Consider the following 20,265-nt stretch of genomic DNA (forward strand, 5'->3'; position numbering starts at 1 on the left):
CTATCACCATTTTATTGTATCTTCTGAATTCTGCTGGGTCCAGGTTTGTTCAAATGCTCAGCTCTGGCAATGCTGGATATTACCTCAGCTGTCTGCGCTTCGTTCAAAGTGAAAAGTGTCGAAACTCCGAAAGAAACAGCTATAGTCTTAAGGAAGCTCTGAATGAAAGAAAGATTAACCGGTCTACCTGGAAAGAAGGGGTCTTCTCCTTCAATAATCAGGATTCGGCATTCATAGACCTTTGTCATGTTCCCCATTGCGCTGAATAGTTTCTCGCCCTTGAAAATTGATTTAAGGATATCATTAACTGTCAGGCGCTTGAAAGCAATCCTGCGGTTTACTATATAATCCCCGGATTCAAGTGTTGCGATCTCGATTTCAAGGTCCTGGTTTTCAAGTGCCTTTACTACACCTGAATCCTTCTCCTTTGAATTAATAACAACTCTGTAATGCTTCAAGTCTTTTCTCCATGAATACAAGAGGCAAGGGAGAGATTGACACAATCCTCCCGGACAGATTTTTGTAGGGTTGCTGTAGCTGTGCTATTCCAGTTATGGACGCTCTAAGATGTGCGGCACAGCCTGCCAATGGATAAAAGGAATTGTATGAGATATTTCTATATTCACTCAATTTGTTTTTTCTGAACCATGAAATCCGGTGTCGTAAGTTCAATTCGGTTATTAGGACATCTTCAAAGTCATTCTTCAATTGTTCTTTCATTTTCCTCATCTTTCGTAATATAATACGTACTTATTATTATATGTTTTATATCTATAAATACTTTTATGTAACATGATACGTACGTTTTGATAACATGGTTTTTTTCTTTTATTCTGATAACTAACAGAATTTTAATCTCTCAACAAAACCAACTTTAAGACCGATCTTCCACCCGAATTCATCTTTTCTTGTGTAAATGCACCCTTCTTCTTTTAACCGGGCTATGGCTGTCGGGGCATCTATTGCACTTACCCCAGTTTCATCACAGAAATGATATAAATCACGAAAATAGCGATACTTCTCTCCTGTCCTCTCATAGTGTTGCACCAGTACCTCTACTACTACTCGTTCAGGATCGGCGATGTCTGACCGGGATGTAAAAATTGATAGGTTCAGCTGATGCGATTCTTTGGGACTGTCTAAAGTTCGTGTTGTATTCGTGTTGTATTTGTGTTGTACATGTGTTGTATTCGTGTTGTAATTATTATTATTAATGCTTAATATTAAAAAACCATAAGGCGTGGCCTGCCAGCCCCATCGTTCTTTTCTTTCAAGAATACCATTTTTTTCTCCTCTTGGAAGAATAACAGTTAAAGCCTTGATTGATATTCCTGTCCTATCAGAAATTTCCCTTGTAGTCATTCCACCGCTATTGGAAAGAATACTGAGGATCTCTATGGTTTTTCCTCTGAACTTGCAGGGATTTGAAATAAGATTAGTAGGAGTAGGAGTGCTGCTGGTAATTTTGAAAAGGTTCTTTTCTTGATATTTCTTTTTTTCAGGCACTATCGACTCCGATCTTGAAAAAGGATGTCTTCTATTTCAGTTCTCATCAAAAGGTTTCTCATAGCTGTTTGATATGCGACCCAAAATTTTTGACTCCACTCACTGGATATCATTTGAAGTCACTATTGCCTTTGCCCACTCGATCGCTTTCCTCAGCATCGGATTCGTATTCTTTGCAAGTTGATAGATCTCATCCGGGGCATTGGCATACATCTGAACCAGCGGGTCATTACGGAGTTTTTCAAGGTCAGATTTTGTCGCTATCATGATTCCTTCCTTTTATTTGTTTGAGTGACTACGATGCGCTTGTTCTCCAAATCATAATCAATGTCTAACGGCTCTCCCTTCTTCCATCTAAAGCCTATTTCAATCAGGAGTTTATCAAAATAAACATAGGGATATTGCCTATCAGATGTTTTTTGTAGCTTTGTTTTTGTCATATACGTGCGTGTTATATTATGTATAAATTAATTTATAACTTTCGGTTACAACAAAATAAAATTTCATCTCACTTCAGAACAACTATCTTATAATTCAAAAAATGATTTTGAATTATGATATGAGATCGAGAAGAAGTATATGTGATATGAAATTAATAACTGATTTACGGATTAAAGAAAATCCTGCATAAAGCTGTTGATATTGTAAAAACTGATACTTTTTAAATAAATTACTGATTACAACTCTCACAGATAGCAAATATTTCTGGAGGCGAAAAAGGCTTAAGGGGATTATTTCGTAATCCCTGCTAACAATTTCTTTGCTTCGTCGTTCTTAAGCAGCAGTTCTATGAGTTGAGGTATTTGTTTTTCGTAATTCTGAATTTCTTTCGCTGCTTTAGTATCCAACACTAGAGAACATTGTGGACAGAATCTTGAACCTGGAGGGAGAGTTGTATTACACCTTGGACAGTTCGTCAGTTTTATTTCTGTGATCTGAGACTGCTTAATTCCGTAATGTTCCAGGATATTTGAATTAATGTCCTCTGATGTGAAATGGCCATATACTTTCATCATTCTGCTGTCGAGTGACCATGTTGCACGATGTTTTATTTCCTGATCTGAAAATCTTTCAAGTATCCATTTAGAAACTGCACGATGTTTAAATATATGAGGATTAATTTTTTTCTTGATACCTGCACGCTCCCCAGTTGTCTTTATCATTGCTCGTATATTTTTATAGCTCATCGCCTGACCGAAAGGCCAATCCAGATTGATCCACAACGGACTATTTGTATCTTCACGAGTGGGATGGACTGATAACCACTGTCCAATATAGCCACATGACCAGGTGATAGGAACCGGTTTGGAGAAGGTTTTGTTGCTTTTACTATTTCTGTTTGGCCGAACAATCCCAGAGTTTGTACCGAGCTCGATATTCCCGATCAGGAGAGATCCCACAGCACCCACCCTGAGACCGCTATCGAGAAGAATTGCAATAAGTGCACGATCTCGAGCATTTTTACATGAATTCAGAAGTTTCTCAGCTTCTGAATCAGTCAGCAAATCCTTTGGTTCGACCTGGTTCTCAATTGCACTGAGTTTCATATCTCGAATAAACTTTGGCATCTCCCCATCCGTCAACCAATCGTACAATTTTTTGAGTGTTTTTTTAAAATTATAGATATACCCTGGCTTGTACCCTTCACTTTCCAAGGAAAGGAGCAACAAATCTAAGTCACTTTCAGTTAAAGCATCAAGGTCTTTATTAAGTCTTTTAGCGATCCGAACCAGAATATTCAAATAATTTGTATAAGTGCATTGCGTGATATTTTCTTTCATGCAGAGGGCTACAAACCTTTTAGTCAGATCTTTATTGTGATCGCTTATAGGCGCTGTCTCTAATCGCTTCATAGCTTGCTGGAATCCTATCTTGAATCCATGAATATCATTAACATCGTGACCTGTCATACTACTAAAAAAGACGTTCGGACTATTAACCCTATGTATGATAGTCCTTGCCGGGCTACTTTCCCCAACTTTCTTCAGACAAGAAATTAGACTTTACCCAAACCCAACAACAAAAATTATCGATGATCCCACGGGTGATTATCTCTATGCCTTTCTCTGCGCAATTTAGGCCGGATGTGCATATGAACAGCTGGGTATAGCATCCTGGAGGATATAAAATGCCTATTTCAGTAAATTCTCGCCTGTATATGTTCATTTTTTTGCTGATCGCCTCATGCTGCTCCAGCATAGAATGAGATGGACCTCACATATTCCGGGTCTTTCCACTTGAGAGCATACACTTCCCCCTCTTTTACAATAATATCAATAGCAGGCAAAGGGGATGGAGGTGGTCCTGAGATTACCGCCCCAGTATTGGGATCAAACCTGCCTAAATGGCAAGGACAAAAGATATCATTCTCATCGGGTTTCCAATAAGCGATGCACCCAAGATGTGTACATACGGCTCCGAATGCCCTGAAACCAGCAGGCATTTTTAAAAGAACTGCCGCTTTGCCGTTAAACATGAATTTTTTTGCAGTTCCGGTTGGAACTTCATCAACAGTGGCGATTTTTACTTCACTGAGAGTAGCTTTTGCAGTTTGCGGCCATAAATATTTTAATATTGTAGCTATAGCTCCTGAAGCAAAAAATAATGAGACCAGACCCATTAGAATCACAGTGAGTCTTCTTCGAGTAGTAGTAAAAGTGATTTTATCGTTCATACTTTTCCTCTATTAAAGCTCGCACTCTTCTTGCTATGTTCCCTTTAGATGCAAATATGAAATAGCGATCTGATTCTACCCACATTGTTTAAGTAAAATAACGCTCTATTTCTTCAAGGGAGTTTTGGTTTAAATTTACAAAAAATAGGGCTTCCTTTTATTTAAACAAGCTCTAAAGGGAAATTTCCCCGTCTGCAATTGATCTGGGCAGATGGCGGCTATGCCGGAAAGCTGATTAATTGGGTAAAGCAGTTCTGTGGCTGGATGATGGAAATAGTCAGGCGTAACGATGATGTCAAAGGTTGCCGGAAACAAGTGAAGCTATAATTTATGCTTCCATGGCCCATTTAATGACCAGGAGTTTGTCACAACAAGATTACGGTTTGTAATGCTGCCTTTGATACAAATAAATGTTCCTTTGAGAAATATTTGATGTTTAAAATCATCATTTATATCTTTCAGAGTCCTATGAAGCAAAAGTATTGCTTCTGAATCAGAAATTATTGCTCTTTCGATGATCATATCTAATCTTCTTTTAACGCTTTATCGACCTGATCCCCTCTTCCTGAGATGTTTATTACCACAAGCTCACCCAGTTCTTCCGACCCTGCCGCTTTTGTCATTTATAATTTAATCGTAGGCTTCGTAATAATTTAATACTTTACTTCACCGTGTGATATTTGTATTATTTTGTCTCCTATTTCGCCTATCTCCGGGTTATGGGTTACTATTACTATAGTTCTTCCTTCGCTGTGGAGTTCCCTGAATATATCAAGAATAGCTTCCTCATTCTGTTTATCAAGATTTCCTGTGGGTTCATCTGCTAATATTATCTGAGGCTGGTTTATCAATGCTCTCGCTATACACACGCGCTGCTGTTCTCCGCCAGAAAGCTGTGAGGGCAGGTGATGCAACCTCTGCTCAATGCCAACACGCACAAGCGCTTCTATTGCTTCTTTCTCGTCCTCAATACTGTGGAAGTACTGTGCTATCATTACGTTCTCAAGCGCAGTAAGATGAGGAATCATGTGGAACTGCTGGAAAACGAGGCCAATATTCTCGCGCCGGAAACGTGTTCGCTCCTTCTGGCTGAGCTTCGTTGTCTCAATTCCATTCACCAGCAAAGAGCCGCTTGTTGGGGAATCAAGGCATCCAATCAGGTTCAAAAGCGTGGTTTTTCCGCTCCCCGAAGGACCCATTATATTAACCCATTTTCCTTTTTCAATAGTGAAACTGGCATCTTTCAGTGCACATATAGTATCGTATTTTTTAACAAGATTTTTTGCAACAATCATTTATATCAGTCCCCGTATTTAAATACGGGATCTTATTCACCTCTTAGTATTATAACCGGGTCGATTGAAACTGCACGCTGTATAGGCAGAAGGCTTGCGGTACAAGCTACCAATATTGAGATTAAAATGGTGAGAATGAACACTTCTGGTTTTATCGACACCTGCATATCAAATATCTCGGTTCCTATGACTTGAGACAGTGAAAGCCCTGCAAAATATCCAAGGATTCCGCCTGCTGCGCCCATCACCCCTGCCTCGGCAAGGAATATAGCAGCAAGCCTGCCATTTCCGCAGCCAAGTGCTTTCATGAGCCCTATCTCCCGGCTTCGTTCAAGCACGCTTGTTATCATTGTGCTCAAGAGGCCGAGGCTCGCAGCCGAAAGGACAAAAAGAGTTACAAGAGCTATTAAGAGCTGGGTTTTATCAAGAAGAGCTTTCTCGCTCTCAGCCACCTGCCGAATCTTCTTTACTTTATAGCCTTCGTTCTCAAGATATTTGATAACTTCATCGATATCTCCAAGAACACTTACCTGTACCAGTGTTGCTCCACTTTCACCTGAAATCTGCTCCGCAGTTGCCATGGGGATGAAAATCCTTTTGTCATCAGATGTGCCAGTATCCAGGATACCTGAGACTTTAAAGGATTTCTCCTCTATGCTCAGAGTATCGCCTGCTTTAAGTCCCAGTTTATTTGCAGCATTAATGCCCAGGAGTACCTCTTGCTGTTTAGGAAGTATGCCTTCAACATGCCACCACGGATTCATTTTTCTGGCTGCTTCAAGATCAGTCCCTGCAAATTCAATCTTTTTTGCGTTGACCTCAGCTTTGAAATAAAGAAAAGGGACTGAACCAATGATGGAACTATGCGTGGTATTGAACTGGTTGATATATTCTCCTTCGCCTGGAAGGACAACTATATTGGCTCCATAGCTTCTAAGTTCCTGTCCCATCCTCTCCCTTATGTCCAGAGAAACGGTTAGCAGAGAAGTTACCATGGCAGCGCCAAGCATTACTGCAATTATAGATATCAACAACCGTTCTCTTCTTACCCAGAGTGATTTTGTTACAAGACGGGTGAACAATTTAATCACCCCTGAGTATGACGGATGGTTCTATTTCAACAGCCTTTTTCACCGGCAGCATGCTGCCAAGAAGAGCTACTCCCAAAGATAGTATCCCTGAAATCAATACGGAGAAAAGGGAGGGATTTATGACAGCGCCAAATACCCAAAGACCTACTATTCTGGCCAGTACAATACCAATAAGAATTCCAATCGCTCCGCCTATAATACCCGTAACAACCGCCTCGGCAATGAATAGATGTGCGATTTGATTTTCATCAGCACCTATCGCTTTCATCAATCCGATTTCTTTTTTCCTCTCAAAAATCGAGGTATTCATGGTTGCTGTGACCCCCAGCGAGGCTGTGGTCATAGCTATACCTGTAATTAGAAACATAAGCCATTCAAATTTGCCAAGCAGCTTTCCTTCGTTGTCCGCCACCTGCCGAATTGGCTTGGCAGTTGCATTGGGTACTACCTCTTCAACCTGGAGCATTATGGAGGAAATATACGGTGTGCAGTACCAAATTTCATATTTTTCAGGTGAAAGCTTGGATGGGTCTATCTTCTCTTGCGGCTCGGGCTTGGTTAGTGCACTAACTACTACTCGATCGACCATACCTTGCTTCTTGAAAAGCATCTGGGCATCCTTAAGAGGTACTATTACCTGACCATCCTCATCCCCGCCTGTGGAGAGAATGCCTGACACTTTGAAGGTTGCATTATTACTGCTGAACTCTGCCCTGAAAATATCTCCTTGTCTTAGCCCTGACTTTTCAGCAGCGTTGATACCAACCAGTGCTTCCCCCGGTGCAGGCCATTCTCCATTCACCTTCCACCAGGAAGCTATTGTCTTTATCCCTGTCCTGATAGTTGCCTCTTTCTCGTCCGCTTTTCTGGTTCCGAACCACGTCTTTTTGATTCCCGGTATCTTAATTTCCTCACTGAAATAGGTGCCGCTTAATACAATTTCCTTATCTTTTATCTTCACCGTATCGCTGAGATAGGGAGAATATCCTATTATGTTGTGCCTCCAGAAGATGGTCTTCATTTTATAGAGTTCGCTCTCGTTTATGAATGTGCCCTCTGATGATGGCAATAAAAGAATATTGGCACCGTAGCTTTTTAGCTCCCTTCCCATTTTATCATTGATATCAAATGATACTGTAAGAAGGGTTGAGGCTATGGATGCACCCATTACTACAGCCAATACTGCCAGAGCTATCCTGAGCTTTCTTCGTTGAATAGCTGAAAAGAGCAGGCGAGGGAACATAGATATACTCTTTATTTGAACAGGTCGGCCTTTTCACCAACATCATTCGTTCTTATTACGATCTCATCGCCTATGGTATCAGGGTTAATAGGTGCTCCGCACCTCTTGCATATTAGCTGCTCACCCTCCTGTACATATCCTGCAGCGCCGCACAGGGCACAGACATCATAAGCTACCGCGATACTTCCATCGCTTCTTTTAATCGCAAGAATTCTGGCATTGGCTTTACTATCGCTTCCGTGCATGGGGCAGTTTGCTGGCATGTTCTGCATATCAGTTAGTGTTTCAAACATTATTTTGCCTCTTGTTAGGTTCACCTAATATCTTATGATACAACAATAGATATTAAATATTTCGGTTATCCTAATATTATAATTCTAATAACCGTAGTTTTAGGAAAATTTTAAAAAACATAATAAATAGAACGCTATGTAGAGAGCTATTCAAATTGGGTATGGTAATAAGCGAAGACTTAAATGTATAGCTTGCGGAAAAATTATAAGGTTTCAAATAATATAGATCCTGATGCCTGTTGACCCGATATGCAAAATGGCGGTTGATGAGAAAACCGCGTTAAAATCAGTTTACAAAAACAAAGATTACTATTTTTGCTCCGAGGCTTGCAAGAATAAATTCGACGAGCTTGATAAAAGCGTAATCCGTGTGCGGCGCTTCTTAAAGGACAGGGAAAAGATATCGTTTGGCAAACTTAAGCGCGAAATCATCGAACCCGGTATTTGCACGCTCTGCGGGGCATGCGCTGCAAGCTGTGAAGTATTATCCATCATGGCAGGAAAACCTGCCCTTAAAGGAAGGTGCACTGCATGCGGAGTATGTTATAACCAGTGCCCCCGCACCATAACTACCGAGTCAAGCCTTATCGGGAAAGTGCGTGATGTCTTCACTGCGAAATCCCTGCTCTCAGAGGTGAAAGGGCAAGATGGCGGGGTTGTGACTTCAATGCTGCTGTACGCACTGGAGGATGGACTGATAGATAGCGCAGTTATGACTGTAAAAAGTGAGGAAGAACCCTGGAAACCGGTCTCCATAGTAGCACAGACAAGAGAGGACATACTGCGCTGTGCAGGCTCTATATATGTGCATTCACTGACAATGGAGTCATTAATGAGTTCAATAAAAAGAGGCTCTCGCTCTATAGGCTTTGTGGGTCCGTCCTGCAATATTGATGCTGTACATAAAATGCAGAATTCCCCGTATGGATTGTTACATTTGTCCATGAGAGCGAATATATTGAAGATGGGTCTTTTTTGCATGGATACGTTTGATTACGAAGGCTTGAAAACATTCATCGAACAGAAGGGAATTCCGCTTTCTTCTGTGAAGGAAATGAGGATACGTAAAGGGAAATTCAGAATTATAGCTGAATCTGAGCATACCTATCCCCTGAGCGAACTTGATACAATTCGAAGCAGCTCATGCATGTTCTGTACAGATTTGACTGCTGAGAAATCTGATCTTTCTTTCGGGAGCGTGGGATCAAAGGAAGGTTACACTACCGTACTTGCCAGAACAGGGCTTGGTCTTGAGCTTTTCCAGGATGCGGCAGATAGAGGATATATCAGGATAGAACCTCTTGAAAAGGCGGGTCTTGAAAATATTTTGAGCCTGGCGAAAGCTAAGAAAGTGCAAATGTATATGATAAAGAAGAGAATTGAGAAGATGCCCGATAGCACAGATCCACGTGCGGTTTCTGGATGAATCCTCCATTCAGTCCTCCACTACTTTCCCATCCCTGAAATGTATAATCCTGTCCGCCTGCGCTCCGAGCTCAGGGTTGTGAGTCACCATGATTATGGTCTGGCGCTGCTCTTTGTTCAGCCTGATGAATAATTCCATGATCTCTTTTGTCGTTCTGGTATCAAGGTTTGCTGTCGGCTCATCTGTCAGTAACAGTTTTGGCTGGTTCGCAAGCGCTCTTGCTATGGTCACACGCTGCTGCTCTCCTCCTGAAAGCTCTGACGGTAAGTGGTTTATTCTCGCTTTCAGTCCTACGAGCTCGAGGAGTTCTTCCGCCCTTTCTCTGTAAAAAGGATGGCGTGAGAGCATCATGGGGAACATTACGTTCTCCAGAGCAGATAATTCCATGAATAGATTGAAGAACTGGAATACGAAACCTATGTGTTTCAACCTGTATTCAGCCCTCATGCTACTATCCATTTTTGTTACTTCATTGCTATTTATATGTATTTCACCTGAGGTTGGAGTATCAAGCATGCCGACCATGTTGAGAAAAGTCGACTTGCCGCTTCCGGAGGGACCCATGATGGCGATGAACTCACCATCCTCTACTGCGGCATTAACGCCATTGAGAGCATTTACTTCAATCTTTCCAAGTCTGTATATTTTCTTAAGATCCTTTGTCTCTATTATTTTCATTTAATTACCCCAGATCGCCTTTATTATGTTCATCCTTCCTGCCACAAGCGCAGGATACATCGAAGCCAGGATTACAGCGAACATAGTGACCAGTGAAGCATCGTAGAGAAGATACGGATAGAATCTCGGAGACATAGAACCCAGGATTGGGTCAGTAAAGGGATGGTTTTCAAGGTATTTTGTACCTGCATACCCAAGCGTATCACCCATCATAATACCCACTGTTCCGATAATTATAGCCTCGATGACGTATATCGAAAGTATCTGGAGATCCTTCATTCCGATTGCTTTCATTATACCCGTCTGCCTTCGTTTATGCAGGACGTTGATATACAGTATCACACCTACAGCTACCGCTGATGCAAATAGTCCCACTGCATTTATTAAACCACTTATCTGTTTCATGGTTTCAGCCGTACTCAAGATGGATTCAACCTCTTGTTTCCACTCTTTGACTTTCCGCATTCCAAGCTCTAAAGATATCTTATTTTTATATTGTTCTGAAAGAGCTATATCAGAGAGTTTAACTATAATTATGGAAGCTTTATTATTCAGGGCAAGCTGCTCCTCAGCTACCTGGAAATTTATTACAACTGTATTCGTATCCATCGTTGTGCCTGTGCGAAGTATTCCCTTGATCTTGAAAATTTTGGTGTTCCCATTTTCAAATACTATAGTAGTTTCATCTCCGTTTTTTATTTTTAAATCTTCAGCTACTCGATATGAAACCAGAATATTGTCCCTGTCACTGAGCTTGAGAGTTTCGCCCGAATCAATTTTGCTTAAAATGGTCGTGACTTTGTTTTCTTTTGAAGGATCAAGAGCTAATACTTTTACGGATTTGGATTTTTCTTTATAAGATATGGTGCCTCCAGCCGTAATTCTTGGGGAATAAGCAACTACCTCTTTTATTTTCTCAAGTTTTTGTTCCTTTACGCCCAGCCCTTCTATGTATCTGTCCTGCTCATTTGGATATATATTAAGATGCCCTGACGAACTCTCCAGTGTTCTTTCTATTAAATCATCAGTTATACCGTCCATGAAACCATTTATGATAATGATATTTGCAGTTGACAGGGCAATTGCAATGGTAATAAAAATAAATGCCCGCCTGTTTTTTCCCACATCCTTCATTGCATAGAAGAGCACTGCTGACATTATTCACCCCATATAGCCTTAATAATATCCACCTTGCTTGCTTTGATAGCAGGATATATTCCTGCCAGTACAGTTACTGTAAAAGAAACGATAGTAGCATTATAGATGAGATAATTGCTGAACCTTGCTCTTGTCATTGCCTGCATAACAGCATCATAAAAAGGATGTGCTTCCGAGTACTTGACTGCAAGGAATCCAAGAACATCTCCGATAGAAACGCCTATGAGACCGAAAATCACAGCTTCCATTATGAATACCTTAAAAATGAAGGAGTCTTTTGCTCCCAGGGCCTTCATTATCCCTATCTGTCTCTTTTTATGAATTACATTTATATATATTATGATTCCTACCGAAATTGCTGCTGCGATTAACCCGACTACAGATATAATGCTTGAAAAACTTCTCCATGCTGCAGAAAAACGAAATATATATTCTATCTCTTCCTTCCATGTTTTTACATTATTTGCCTGGAGATTCTGCATTAATACTGGCTTGTAGGAATCTGCAAGCTCCTTATCCGAGAATCTGACTAGAATAACCGACGCCTTATTATCAATACCAAGCTGTCTATTTGCTTCATTCAGGGGCATGATGATAGTAGAACTATCAAAATCCTGGTTACCAGTGCGAATAGTTCCTTTTACTTTGTATACCCTGACCTCCCCGCTTTCGAAGGCGAGACTTGCTTCATCTCCCACATCCAGTTTTAGATCTTCTGCAAGGCGGTAGGATATCAGGATTGCATTTCTATCATCAGGATTTAAAGTAGTACCCCTGTCAAGCTTCTCAAGTATTTTAGTTACTCTGTTTTCTTTTGAAGGATTCAGGGCCAGTATTACGATGGGTTCGGATAGCCCCTTATAAGATAAGACACCGCTTGCAGAGATTCTGGGAGAATATGCCACTATTTCTTTTATCGCTTCAAGCTTCTGTTCCTTTATCCCCAGTCCATCTATAAATCGTTCATCATCCTTCGGGTAAATATTTAAATGACCTGAAGAAGACTCAACAGTATTGTCTACCAAATCCAGTATCATCCCGTCCATAAATGCATTAATGAAGATGATATTCGCAGTTGCAAAAATTATAGATAATGTTATAAATATGAAAACCTTTTTATTTTTAAAGATATCCTTTTTTGAATAAAATATTGCAGGGCGAATATCATCAAATGACACTTTCTATCTTCTCCTTTTTATTAAAAGAATAAGTATTATCAGGATTGCCATGATCGAAGTAAATCCCGGAGCGCTGCGAACACTGTTCACAGGCTGGTTCGTAGAATTAGTTGTGGCCGTTGTTCTTTTATCAACTGTGAACATCTTGTCGTGGTTATCAATTATTTCTTTTCCCTCTAAAAGTACTGAGACCCTGTATGTTCCTTCGTTTAAACTTTCAGTCCACAGGATATTGACGGTTTTTTCCTTGTCGTTGGACATAATGGAAGGAGCTGCAATATCCCTGGTTTCTATAATTTTATCACCCTGTTTGAGCGTGAAGATAATTTTTGAATTCAGCGGGACCATGGACTTGCTCTTAAGGGTTGCACTTGCGCCTATGCCATCCCCAAAAACCTCTGTTATTTCAGCATCGTTTTTTGCAGTAAAAACCGAACTTGCACTGAGGTAGTATTCGGGAATCCCGTCTCTATATAAATAAACCCTCGCTATGCCCGTGTAATTTCTTCCTTCTTCCAGAGCTATATGCGCATGATGGCTGAGCGTGGTTATGCCCTCGTTTTCCTGGGGCAATTGGATCTGTTCGACCCTTTTTGAGTAAACAACCTCCTCCCGCGTAATTAAAACATATTCGATATCTGCAAGAAAGGGTTTGAAACGGCTGCCCTGAAGCCTCTCGTAAGTTCTTAAAATAAGCTTAAAGCCGTCGGAATTTACACCAAACCCATCAATGTATATTTTTGAAAATCCTGTATCAACGTAGCTTTCATTGAATATTTTCTCTTCTTTTAAGAAATTATCTGCGGATGCATCTGCGAAGGATGCGGTTAATAAGATCAAGGCAAAAATCATCAGGTATTTGATCATATCAGGATACGACCTTTTTTGAGTTACCACAACTTCCACCATGGTTTCACCTTCAGATATTTATCCGGGTTAGTCTCAAAAGCATTCTTGCATGCTGCGGAACAGAAGTAATATATTTTCGCTTGATATGTGGTCTTGTGCTGCGCTCCTGCCTCTTCGATTGTCATTTTACAAACCGGGTCTATAGACATAATCACTCCTCTCTTTTCATGTTCTCTGTATTTCAATACCTTTTGCAAATATGTCAATGAATACCTCAAATTCCTCTTTACCGATGCCCAGAGCATTGTCACCGTATACCCCATTCAATAAATTTATATAATAAGGGTAGCTAAGGAATGCAAGTGCAGCCGCCCGGGTATTGATATCGCGCATTCTTCCGTTTTTTATCTGTATCCCAAAATATTCACTTAAATGCTCGATAGCCATTTGCGGAACAGAGATTGACATCTGTGCAATATCAGGCTTTCTTCGCCCTTCTTCTATTGCTATAAATAGCAGACCGGCATTATCTCTGACAGTTTTCATGATGTATTGATTCAAGCTGCGAAGGCCCTTTTGAAGATCATCAACTTCTTTATCCATAAGGAAGAGCGAATCAAATACTGGAATTTTCGGAACAAAGTCATTTCACTTACACCTGCCTCTTCTGCGATTCTTCGGGTGGTTGCCCCATCGTATCCTTCTCTGGCAAACATTCTCAAAGCTGCCTCCAGGATTTTTTGTTCAGTTTTACCCATGTTTGTTAGTTACCACTAACTAACACTTAAAAATTATGCTTTAAGAATGGTAAATGCAGCTACAAATTTTTTTGAATATTTAAAGAGGATTTCGGAAAAACCAATCATACCGGAATATTTAATACATAATAACTATATTTAGTATATCATGGCATCATTTATATATCTGCATTTAGAGAAGAGTATGAGCGAGTAAGGATTTTAGGAGATAAGTTATCAGAGATTGACTCCTTGATCAATTGGGAAGCCTTTCGACCGATAGTGGAAGATATGTACGATAATAAAACAGAGAAAGGTGGACGCCCAAACATCCGAACTTGAAAGACATATCACTGACATGATATCCTTTCGCAAGTTTTTGGGCTTTTCCGATACCATACCGGATTACTCAACCGTATGGATTTTTAGACTTTTCTTACGATTTTTAATCAGACCATTTTGGTTTTGTAGTTTAAGAAAATCTTTTATGGGTTAGATGTGTAGATAATTGTCATAGAAAATATTTGTAGTGTTGCAAAAAAACACCAGAGGGAATTATGAATAAACTCACCGCATATGTTCTTCTTGGGATATTTGCTCTTACTTTATTTTCAAATGCGGCTGTCTCTACAATCTGGGCACCCGAGGCTTTTGAAATACAGTATCAGGTAAATCACTCGGACAGGATTATCATAGGCACAGTAAAGGAACAGCGCGCAGGCTTTGAGTCCACAGATGTAACTATAAGTGTGGATGAATGGCTAAAGAATCCCCTGCCAAGAAATGAAATAATCGTGATAACTGAGCGGGGTACAAATGCTATTTGGCTTTTATGGAACTGGGAAAGCATCCAGTTTCAGACAGAGATGAAGTTATTGTAATAATTAAAGCCGAAACATGTGTTCCCACACCCACGGTGCAGGCGAGTCCGAAGGTGCCTGGATTTGAGATGGTTGTTGGGATAAGCGCAGCCAAAACCAGACTATAGAATAGGAGTTCTGGCTGTGCGGCGGAGATTAAAAAAGTAAGAGGAATAAAAATATGATGAAAGTCAAACAAATGTATAAACATATTTCTCGAGTTGTCCTTTTATTAGTTTTGATACTGCTGGGAGTTGTTGTGGTTGTGAATGCTCAAGAGCAGAATAGCGATGGAAAACCTGTGCTGGATGATAAGGACCCACTGTTGTATGAAGCACAAGGATATGCATCAAATAATAATATCAGTACTGAGGAAGCTCTCCGCCGGTTCCAGCTTCAAGATATTGCAGGGAAATTAGGTGCCGAACTGAACAAGAATGAGACTGGAACCTTTGCTGGACTCTGGATTGAACACACCCCAAAATTTCGCGTCATTGTGCAGTTTACTCGCGATAGTGAGGAGATGATCAAACCGTACTTGAAGAAGTACTCAGAGTTAGCCGATATAGTTGAGGTGCGTACTGCAAATGTGTCATTGGCTAACCTCCAGAGGGATCAGGCAGATGCATCATCCTCAGACAGTGCTTCAGGTATACGCGCACAATCAGACATCAACGTATACAATAACAGTGTTGAGTTGTATATCACTAAATCTGATAGGAGCCGGTTTGATGATGCTTTGCAAAGAGGAGAGACACGATTACCTGATCAGTCAGGGTGATTACAGTTGAAGGTTGCAACCTGGAGAATGAGATAATAAATGGCTACTAAGATTTATGGAAAGTATGATCTAAATAAAGCGGTAGGACTAGCAGTTCTGGCAATAGCACTGCAAATAGGTAGTGCTGGTTCAGCAACACAAATTAATTCCTGTACAACGATTTCTTCGCCTGGCGAATACATTCTCGCTCAAAATATTATAAATAGCACAGCAGGTACCTGTATTAAAATCACCTCGGATAACGTTGTTTTTGATGGTAGAAACCATACAATTGATGGTGTAGATACATTTACCTCAGCAGTTCCAAGTTATGGAATTTATGTAAATAATCCTGCTGAGACACTCATAAATGTAACTGTAAAAAATCTTAAAGTAACAGACTGGGACAGTGGTATCTTATACGAGGGTGCAGCAGGTGGAGTTATTACCGGCAACCTTGCATACTCTAACAATATTGGGGTATACCTTCTCTCTTCAGGCAACATAACCTTAGCTAATAATACTGCAAACTCTAATATCATTGGAGTTTCTCTTTATTCTTCCAGTTATAACACCCTTGCTGGCAATACCGGAAATCTGAACGATAAGAATGGGTTTTTCATCACTACCTCTGGCTACAACACTTTAGCCGACAGCATTGCGGACTCAAATTGCAGGAATGGAATCTACCTGGAATCTTCCGGAGAAAACACCCTGATAAACAACAAAGCCGATTCAAACAAAGAAAACGGTATTCAGCTCGATTCTTCAGTCAAAAACACTCTTAGTAATAACACCGCAAATTCAAACCTCTATGGGATTATCCTGGGAGATTCTCATAACAATGTTATAACCAATAACAATGCATTGTATAACAGCTACGGCGGAATCTATCTGGGCGCTTCCGGCGATAACACCCTGATTAACAACACTGAAAGTTCTAACGGCAGTGAAATCGGCCGCCCTTCAAATTATGATGGCTTAAGCAATGCGTGTTCTGACAATATTTATCCTTCAGGCAAAAATATCCCGGCTGAGAGGATTCAGATTACAATCAATGGATCAAGGATCGAATCATTATTTGATTCTAAAATTCGTAAAGTACCGAACCCCCAGTACATATCAACTGAAGACTACTCCAAAACCTTGACTGACGAAGAGCTTCTCCGGATGGCATTTAACGACGCCCAGATTAAACAGTTACTGGAGCACATTTCGAAAAATTATAGTGTTCCACTTGAGCGGCTGAGCATATTGAAGGCAAACATGTTTTCTTATCGTTACTTTGGGCAGAAAGCTACAAAAAACACTGATAGCTTTGTAGAGCGCAGCTTTTGGGCAGTGGAAATAAAGGATGAAAAATCTAAAATTATTTATGAATTATATGTTAGAGACGGCACAATCATGAACAATGAACAGTCGCAGGAGCTTTCAGAATATTTCAAGAAATACGGCAAGATGGAATGGGACCTTTATAACGCACTATCCAATATGAAAGGTGAGGATAAAATCAATATAATAGTATGGCCTGTCATAGTTTATCCGCCGGGTTTCAATCCTGACGACTATGTACCCGAAACCACGATTGAATATTTCATACAGACAAAGGGCCCCTATGATTTCGTGATTCTGGAGCCTTTAGTTTATAGTGCAGATTTGCCTGAGGATATTATCCGCGAATTGGGGCAAAGAAGGGATATAGAGAATATTACCACTGTTCGAAAGATAGGAAACAACACCCGGATTATCGTAAGAATTAAGCCCACGATTGTTGACAAGGAAATTGAATCTCTGGAAAGATTTATACTTAACAGGACAAAGGGCATCACATTTATGAAGCCAGTTTTCTTCGCGAACGGATTAACAAAAGATACGGTTCTTGAACTGAATAACAGGACAGATGTCGGAAATTTGGCGATGCAGCATACATTCCACGAGAGTGCAAAGGAAGAAAACGAAGCACTGGAAGAAAATATATTGAGAAATGTTAGCAATACAACCGGCCCAGAGGTGTCTGGATTTGAGATGTTATTCGGGATTCTATTGGTTCTGGCTGTGTGGAAGAAATTAAAAAAGTAAGGAGGAGTTAAATATGGAAAGCCTTAGGAAATATTTTTTACACGGGGCAGCTGGATTAATATTCGGTCAAGCGATTGGATTTTTTATTCCGGTTCTGATAATTATTTCAATTCCGTTGATTTATCTTTCTACACTGGGAGATAAATTTACTGGAGTCATACCTCCTTTAATAGGATTTTTCCCTTTTTTAACTTCTACGATAATTCTTAGCGGGCTGATTTGCATCGGATTGTATTACATTCTGGGCAGCAGTGATGCAAATAAAAGCAGCTTTAAAAATATTTTTACAAAACTTGGCAAAATCGTATCGGTTATCTGGATATTATTTATGTTTGTTTTTGCACTGGGAGCCAGCCACGATGCAGGGTACTTTATCAAAAAAGTTAATGAGCCTGATTTCTTCGTAGTCGTTGATGCCGGGGAAATTAACAGGTTTACATATTTTTCAAGAGCTATCGACGATATCGAAAATGGCAGGATGACAGAATATTCAGGTGCGGTTCCGAGAGAAGAATGGAACGCAGTTAGAGGTTTAATTGATGACCAGAAGAAATGCCACTCAAAAGGAACAAGCGGAGATTGTTTTGTTAAAATAAATGATTCGTTCTATCAAATCAGTTTCTGGACAGCGTGATAGAAGTGAACAAGAAAGCCAAACTTATAATTTTAACAATTATAATATTAATTGCAATAAGCGTATATTTTATTTCCCAGAGAGACATAGAGCCGCCACCTGCGATTCTTAGTATATATGGGAAAAACCAGATTTCGGGAATAGGCAGCTATTGCTGGAAAGAAACTTTGAGAGCTCTCTGTGTAGACATGATAGGCATCCCGACAGCGCAGGAACCACTGATTGCAAGTTCGCCTTTTACAGCATCTCTACGCTTGCCTCTTCAGGAGCCTCCTTCTGAGTTGCAGCTAAGCATCATTCAGGTTACAGAGCAAGATGAACTTAATTTGAGTGCGCATGGCTGGCGCTGGTGGAGCACTTGGAACTTGCAAGGAAAGCGCTTAACTCTACCTCTTGAACGTGAGCAAGATATAGGGCTCTCACTTGAGCCCGGGCTTTACGTTCTGAATATTGAGGCATGGTTAGACAAAGGTTCTGCAAGCTACGGCTTCCTGGTGGAAGTGCGAGCTAATGGCACGGGTGCAGTTCCTACAACACCTGTATCGCCAGTTAATCAAACAACGCTATCGAATGCGACCACAACTCCAGCTATCACTGCAATTCAACCTCATACCGGGACTATCGGAACAAAAGTAGTCATCACCGGCACAGGCTTTACCGCCAGAGATAATAATATCGCTTTCAGACTGGCGCCTGAGGATGCCCCTGCTGCGGGCTATAAAGTTGGCTACATTAACAACCTTGTCTCCCGTGACGGCAGGACTATTGAATTCGTAATACCTGAATTATTAGGTGCATGTGCATTTCCTCTGCCTCAAACAACCCCGGTCACGGTGTGTCCTGCAATAGGTATTCTCTTTAAACCCGGGACTCAAACATATCCTGTCTTCGTGGTCAATCAAAATGGCACAAGCAATAGCGTTAATTTTACTGTATTGCGGTGAAGATAATGGAAAATAAAACTATAGTTATTGGTTTAATGAAACGCCTCTAAGAATGTAGGAAATTGCAAAAAACTGTGGAAACGCTGAAGAAGAGATGTAAATATGAACAGGATCGTGAAGATCGCCACCGCAGTGGCTTTAGTAATTGCTCTGGCAGTCGCCTTTTATGGGCTTTTTCTGGCACTCGTCGGCATGCCAGCGACGTTAGTTAAGGCATACAATCCCTTTGAGGGAACTGGTGGAGAGAAGATTACAATTCGATATCCAACTCCCCATGCTCTTCTTGGCACACTGGCAGCAGCTATAATCATAGTTGGGCTTCTTATGCAGAAGCTGAAGGTTGCCTGGATTGGTCTTGCCAGCCTCTTTGCATATAGCGGGGTATTTTTGTTCAGTACAGGATTGGGATAAGAAATATGATGGGGATAGATATCCAGGAAATTCCGCTTACTTTAGAAACCAGAATATCAAAGAAAGGGAAATGGTACCAGAAGCGCAACGAACAATTATTTTAAATGATTTAAAGGAAGGAGAATACAGAGAAATCAGGGTGACCGCTGAGTTAGCAAAGCCTTCAGAAAATGAAACTTTACATGAAGCGGTCATCCTGACCACACCTTTAGAAATCAAAGCATTAAATGGAAGTTGGATCAGACAAAATACTCTTCTACCAGCTTCAGGAAGTGCCAGTTTCTATATCAAACCTTATAAGCAGGATAAAGAAGGAGCGAGATAAAATTGAGAAAGATTTACCAGGGCATGGGAGTGTAACATAATTTGCTGAAACTTCCTATAACAATTTACATTTTTCATATTTATATATATGCATCCATTCGTTCACCGAAATACACCTGAAGTTG

At 40.5% G+C, this 20,265-nt stretch carries 24 protein-coding genes; 9 read left to right on the forward strand and 15 right to left on the reverse strand.

The window, feature by feature from the left end; translation table 11 throughout:
* Positions 1-11: 11 nt before the first annotated feature.
* The 8 genes from FIB07_16135 to FIB07_16170 form a co-directional block, all read right to left on the reverse strand.
* The gene (locus FIB07_16135; GenBank protein ID NJD54378.1) at positions 12-518 is read right to left on the reverse strand and encodes a hypothetical protein; all 507 of its coding nucleotides are present in this window, start codon (positions 516-518) and stop codon (positions 12-14) included.
* Positions 519-840: 322 nt separating this feature from the next.
* On the reverse strand, positions 841-1,506 hold the full coding sequence (locus FIB07_16140; protein ID NJD54379.1) for a winged helix-turn-helix domain-containing protein: 666 nt from the start codon (positions 1,504-1,506) through the stop codon (positions 841-843).
* A 731-nt stretch (positions 1,507-2,237) separates the two neighbouring features.
* Entirely contained in the window at positions 2,238-3,416 is a 1,179-nt protein-coding gene (locus tag FIB07_16145; GenBank protein ID NJD54380.1) for a site-specific integrase, read from the reverse strand.
* 272 nt (positions 3,417-3,688) lie between these two features.
* Positions 3,689-4,180, reverse strand: coding sequence for a Rieske (2Fe-2S) protein (locus FIB07_16150; GenBank protein NJD54381.1), 492 nt, complete (start codon positions 4,178-4,180; stop codon positions 3,689-3,691).
* 653 nt (positions 4,181-4,833) lie between these two features.
* Positions 4,834-5,475, reverse strand: a complete 642-nt coding sequence (locus FIB07_16155) for an ABC transporter ATP-binding protein (protein ID NJD54382.1) — start codon at positions 5,473-5,475, stop codon at positions 4,834-4,836.
* Positions 5,476-5,507: 32 nt separating this feature from the next.
* Positions 5,508-6,557, reverse strand: coding sequence for an ABC transporter permease (locus tag FIB07_16160; protein NJD54383.1), 1,050 nt, complete (start codon positions 6,555-6,557; stop codon positions 5,508-5,510).
* A 1-nt stretch (position 6,558) separates the two neighbouring features.
* Positions 6,559-7,809, reverse strand: coding sequence for an ABC transporter permease (locus FIB07_16165; GenBank protein NJD54384.1), 1,251 nt, complete (start codon positions 7,807-7,809; stop codon positions 6,559-6,561).
* Between the two features lie 11 nt (positions 7,810-7,820).
* On the reverse strand, positions 7,821-8,102 hold the full coding sequence (locus FIB07_16170) for a DUF2318 domain-containing protein (GenBank protein NJD54385.1): 282 nt from the start codon (positions 8,100-8,102) through the stop codon (positions 7,821-7,823).
* Positions 8,103-8,334: 232 nt separating this feature from the next.
* On the opposite strand from FIB07_16170, the gene FIB07_16175 reads away from it, so the two are divergent.
* Positions 8,335-9,528 carry a YHS domain-containing protein gene (locus FIB07_16175; GenBank protein NJD54386.1) on the forward strand — a complete coding sequence of 398 codons (1,194 nt, stop codon included), beginning with the start codon at positions 8,335-8,337 and terminating at the stop codon, positions 9,526-9,528.
* 9 nt (positions 9,529-9,537) lie between these two features.
* Here the strand turns inward: FIB07_16175 and FIB07_16180 are convergent, their stop codons facing one another.
* From FIB07_16180 to FIB07_16210, 7 genes are read right to left on the reverse strand one after another with little or no spacing between them, the layout of a single operon-like run.
* Positions 9,538-10,206 carry an ABC transporter ATP-binding protein gene (locus tag FIB07_16180; protein ID NJD54387.1) on the reverse strand — a complete coding sequence of 223 codons (669 nt, stop codon included), beginning with the start codon at positions 10,204-10,206 and terminating at the stop codon, positions 9,538-9,540.
* On the reverse strand, positions 10,207-11,364 hold the full coding sequence (locus FIB07_16185) for an ABC transporter permease (protein ID NJD54388.1): 1,158 nt from the start codon (positions 11,362-11,364) through the stop codon (positions 10,207-10,209).
* Positions 11,364-12,542 (reverse strand): ABC transporter permease, encoded by a 1,179-nt coding sequence (locus FIB07_16190; protein NJD54389.1) that lies wholly within the window; start codon positions 12,540-12,542, stop codon positions 11,364-11,366. Before FIB07_16190 ends, FIB07_16185 begins: the two co-directional genes overlap by 1 nt.
* Before the next feature lie 3 nt (positions 12,543-12,545).
* Positions 12,546-13,451, reverse strand: coding sequence for a hypothetical protein (locus FIB07_16195; protein ID NJD54390.1), 906 nt, complete (start codon positions 13,449-13,451; stop codon positions 12,546-12,548).
* Positions 13,433-13,600 (reverse strand): YHS domain-containing protein, encoded by a 168-nt coding sequence (locus tag FIB07_16200; protein ID NJD54391.1) that lies wholly within the window; start codon positions 13,598-13,600, stop codon positions 13,433-13,435. Before FIB07_16200 ends, FIB07_16195 begins: the two co-directional genes overlap by 19 nt.
* A gap of 16 nt (positions 13,601-13,616) precedes the next feature.
* Positions 13,617-13,937: a hypothetical protein gene (locus tag FIB07_16205; GenBank protein ID NJD54392.1), complete on the reverse strand. Its 321-nt coding sequence runs from the start codon at positions 13,935-13,937 to the stop codon at positions 13,617-13,619.
* Positions 13,938-13,948: 11 nt separating this feature from the next.
* Positions 13,949-14,149 (reverse strand): helix-turn-helix transcriptional regulator, encoded by a 201-nt coding sequence (locus tag FIB07_16210; GenBank protein ID NJD54393.1) that lies wholly within the window; start codon positions 14,147-14,149, stop codon positions 13,949-13,951.
* A gap of 295 nt (positions 14,150-14,444) precedes the next feature.
* Between FIB07_16210 and FIB07_16215 the strand changes: the two genes are divergently transcribed.
* The 8 genes from FIB07_16215 (at position 14,445) to FIB07_16250 (ending at position 20,141) form a co-directional block, all read left to right on the forward strand.
* The gene (locus tag FIB07_16215) at positions 14,445-14,624 is read left to right on the forward strand and encodes a transposase (protein ID NJD54394.1); all 180 of its coding nucleotides are present in this window, start codon (positions 14,445-14,447) and stop codon (positions 14,622-14,624) included.
* A gap of 61 nt (positions 14,625-14,685) precedes the next feature.
* A complete protein-coding gene (locus FIB07_16220; GenBank protein NJD54395.1) occupies positions 14,686-15,009 on the forward strand; it encodes a hypothetical protein in 324 nt (107 codons plus the stop codon).
* 160 nt (positions 15,010-15,169) lie between these two features.
* The gene (locus FIB07_16225; GenBank protein NJD54396.1) at positions 15,170-15,769 is read left to right on the forward strand and encodes a hypothetical protein; all 600 of its coding nucleotides are present in this window, start codon (positions 15,170-15,172) and stop codon (positions 15,767-15,769) included.
* A gap of 39 nt (positions 15,770-15,808) precedes the next feature.
* Positions 15,809-17,827 (forward strand): hypothetical protein, encoded by a 2,019-nt coding sequence (locus FIB07_16230; protein ID NJD54397.1) that lies wholly within the window; start codon positions 15,809-15,811, stop codon positions 17,825-17,827.
* Positions 17,828-17,840: 13 nt separating this feature from the next.
* Positions 17,841-18,461, forward strand: a complete 621-nt coding sequence (locus FIB07_16235) for a hypothetical protein (GenBank protein NJD54398.1) — start codon at positions 17,841-17,843, stop codon at positions 18,459-18,461.
* 5 nt (positions 18,462-18,466) lie between these two features.
* Entirely contained in the window at positions 18,467-19,405 is a 939-nt protein-coding gene (locus tag FIB07_16240) for a hypothetical protein (GenBank protein NJD54399.1), read from the forward strand.
* Positions 19,406-19,519: 114 nt separating this feature from the next.
* Positions 19,520-19,816, forward strand: a complete 297-nt coding sequence (locus tag FIB07_16245) for a hypothetical protein (GenBank protein ID NJD54400.1) — start codon at positions 19,520-19,522, stop codon at positions 19,814-19,816.
* Between the two features lie 70 nt (positions 19,817-19,886).
* Positions 19,887-20,141 (forward strand): hypothetical protein, encoded by a 255-nt coding sequence (locus tag FIB07_16250; GenBank protein NJD54401.1) that lies wholly within the window; start codon positions 19,887-19,889, stop codon positions 20,139-20,141.
* Positions 20,142-20,265 lie beyond the last annotated feature (124 nt).

The organism is Candidatus Methanoperedens sp., from assembly GCA_012026795.1.
In the GTDB taxonomy this organism is placed as follows: domain Archaea; phylum Halobacteriota; class Methanosarcinia; order Methanosarcinales; family Methanoperedenaceae; genus Methanoperedens.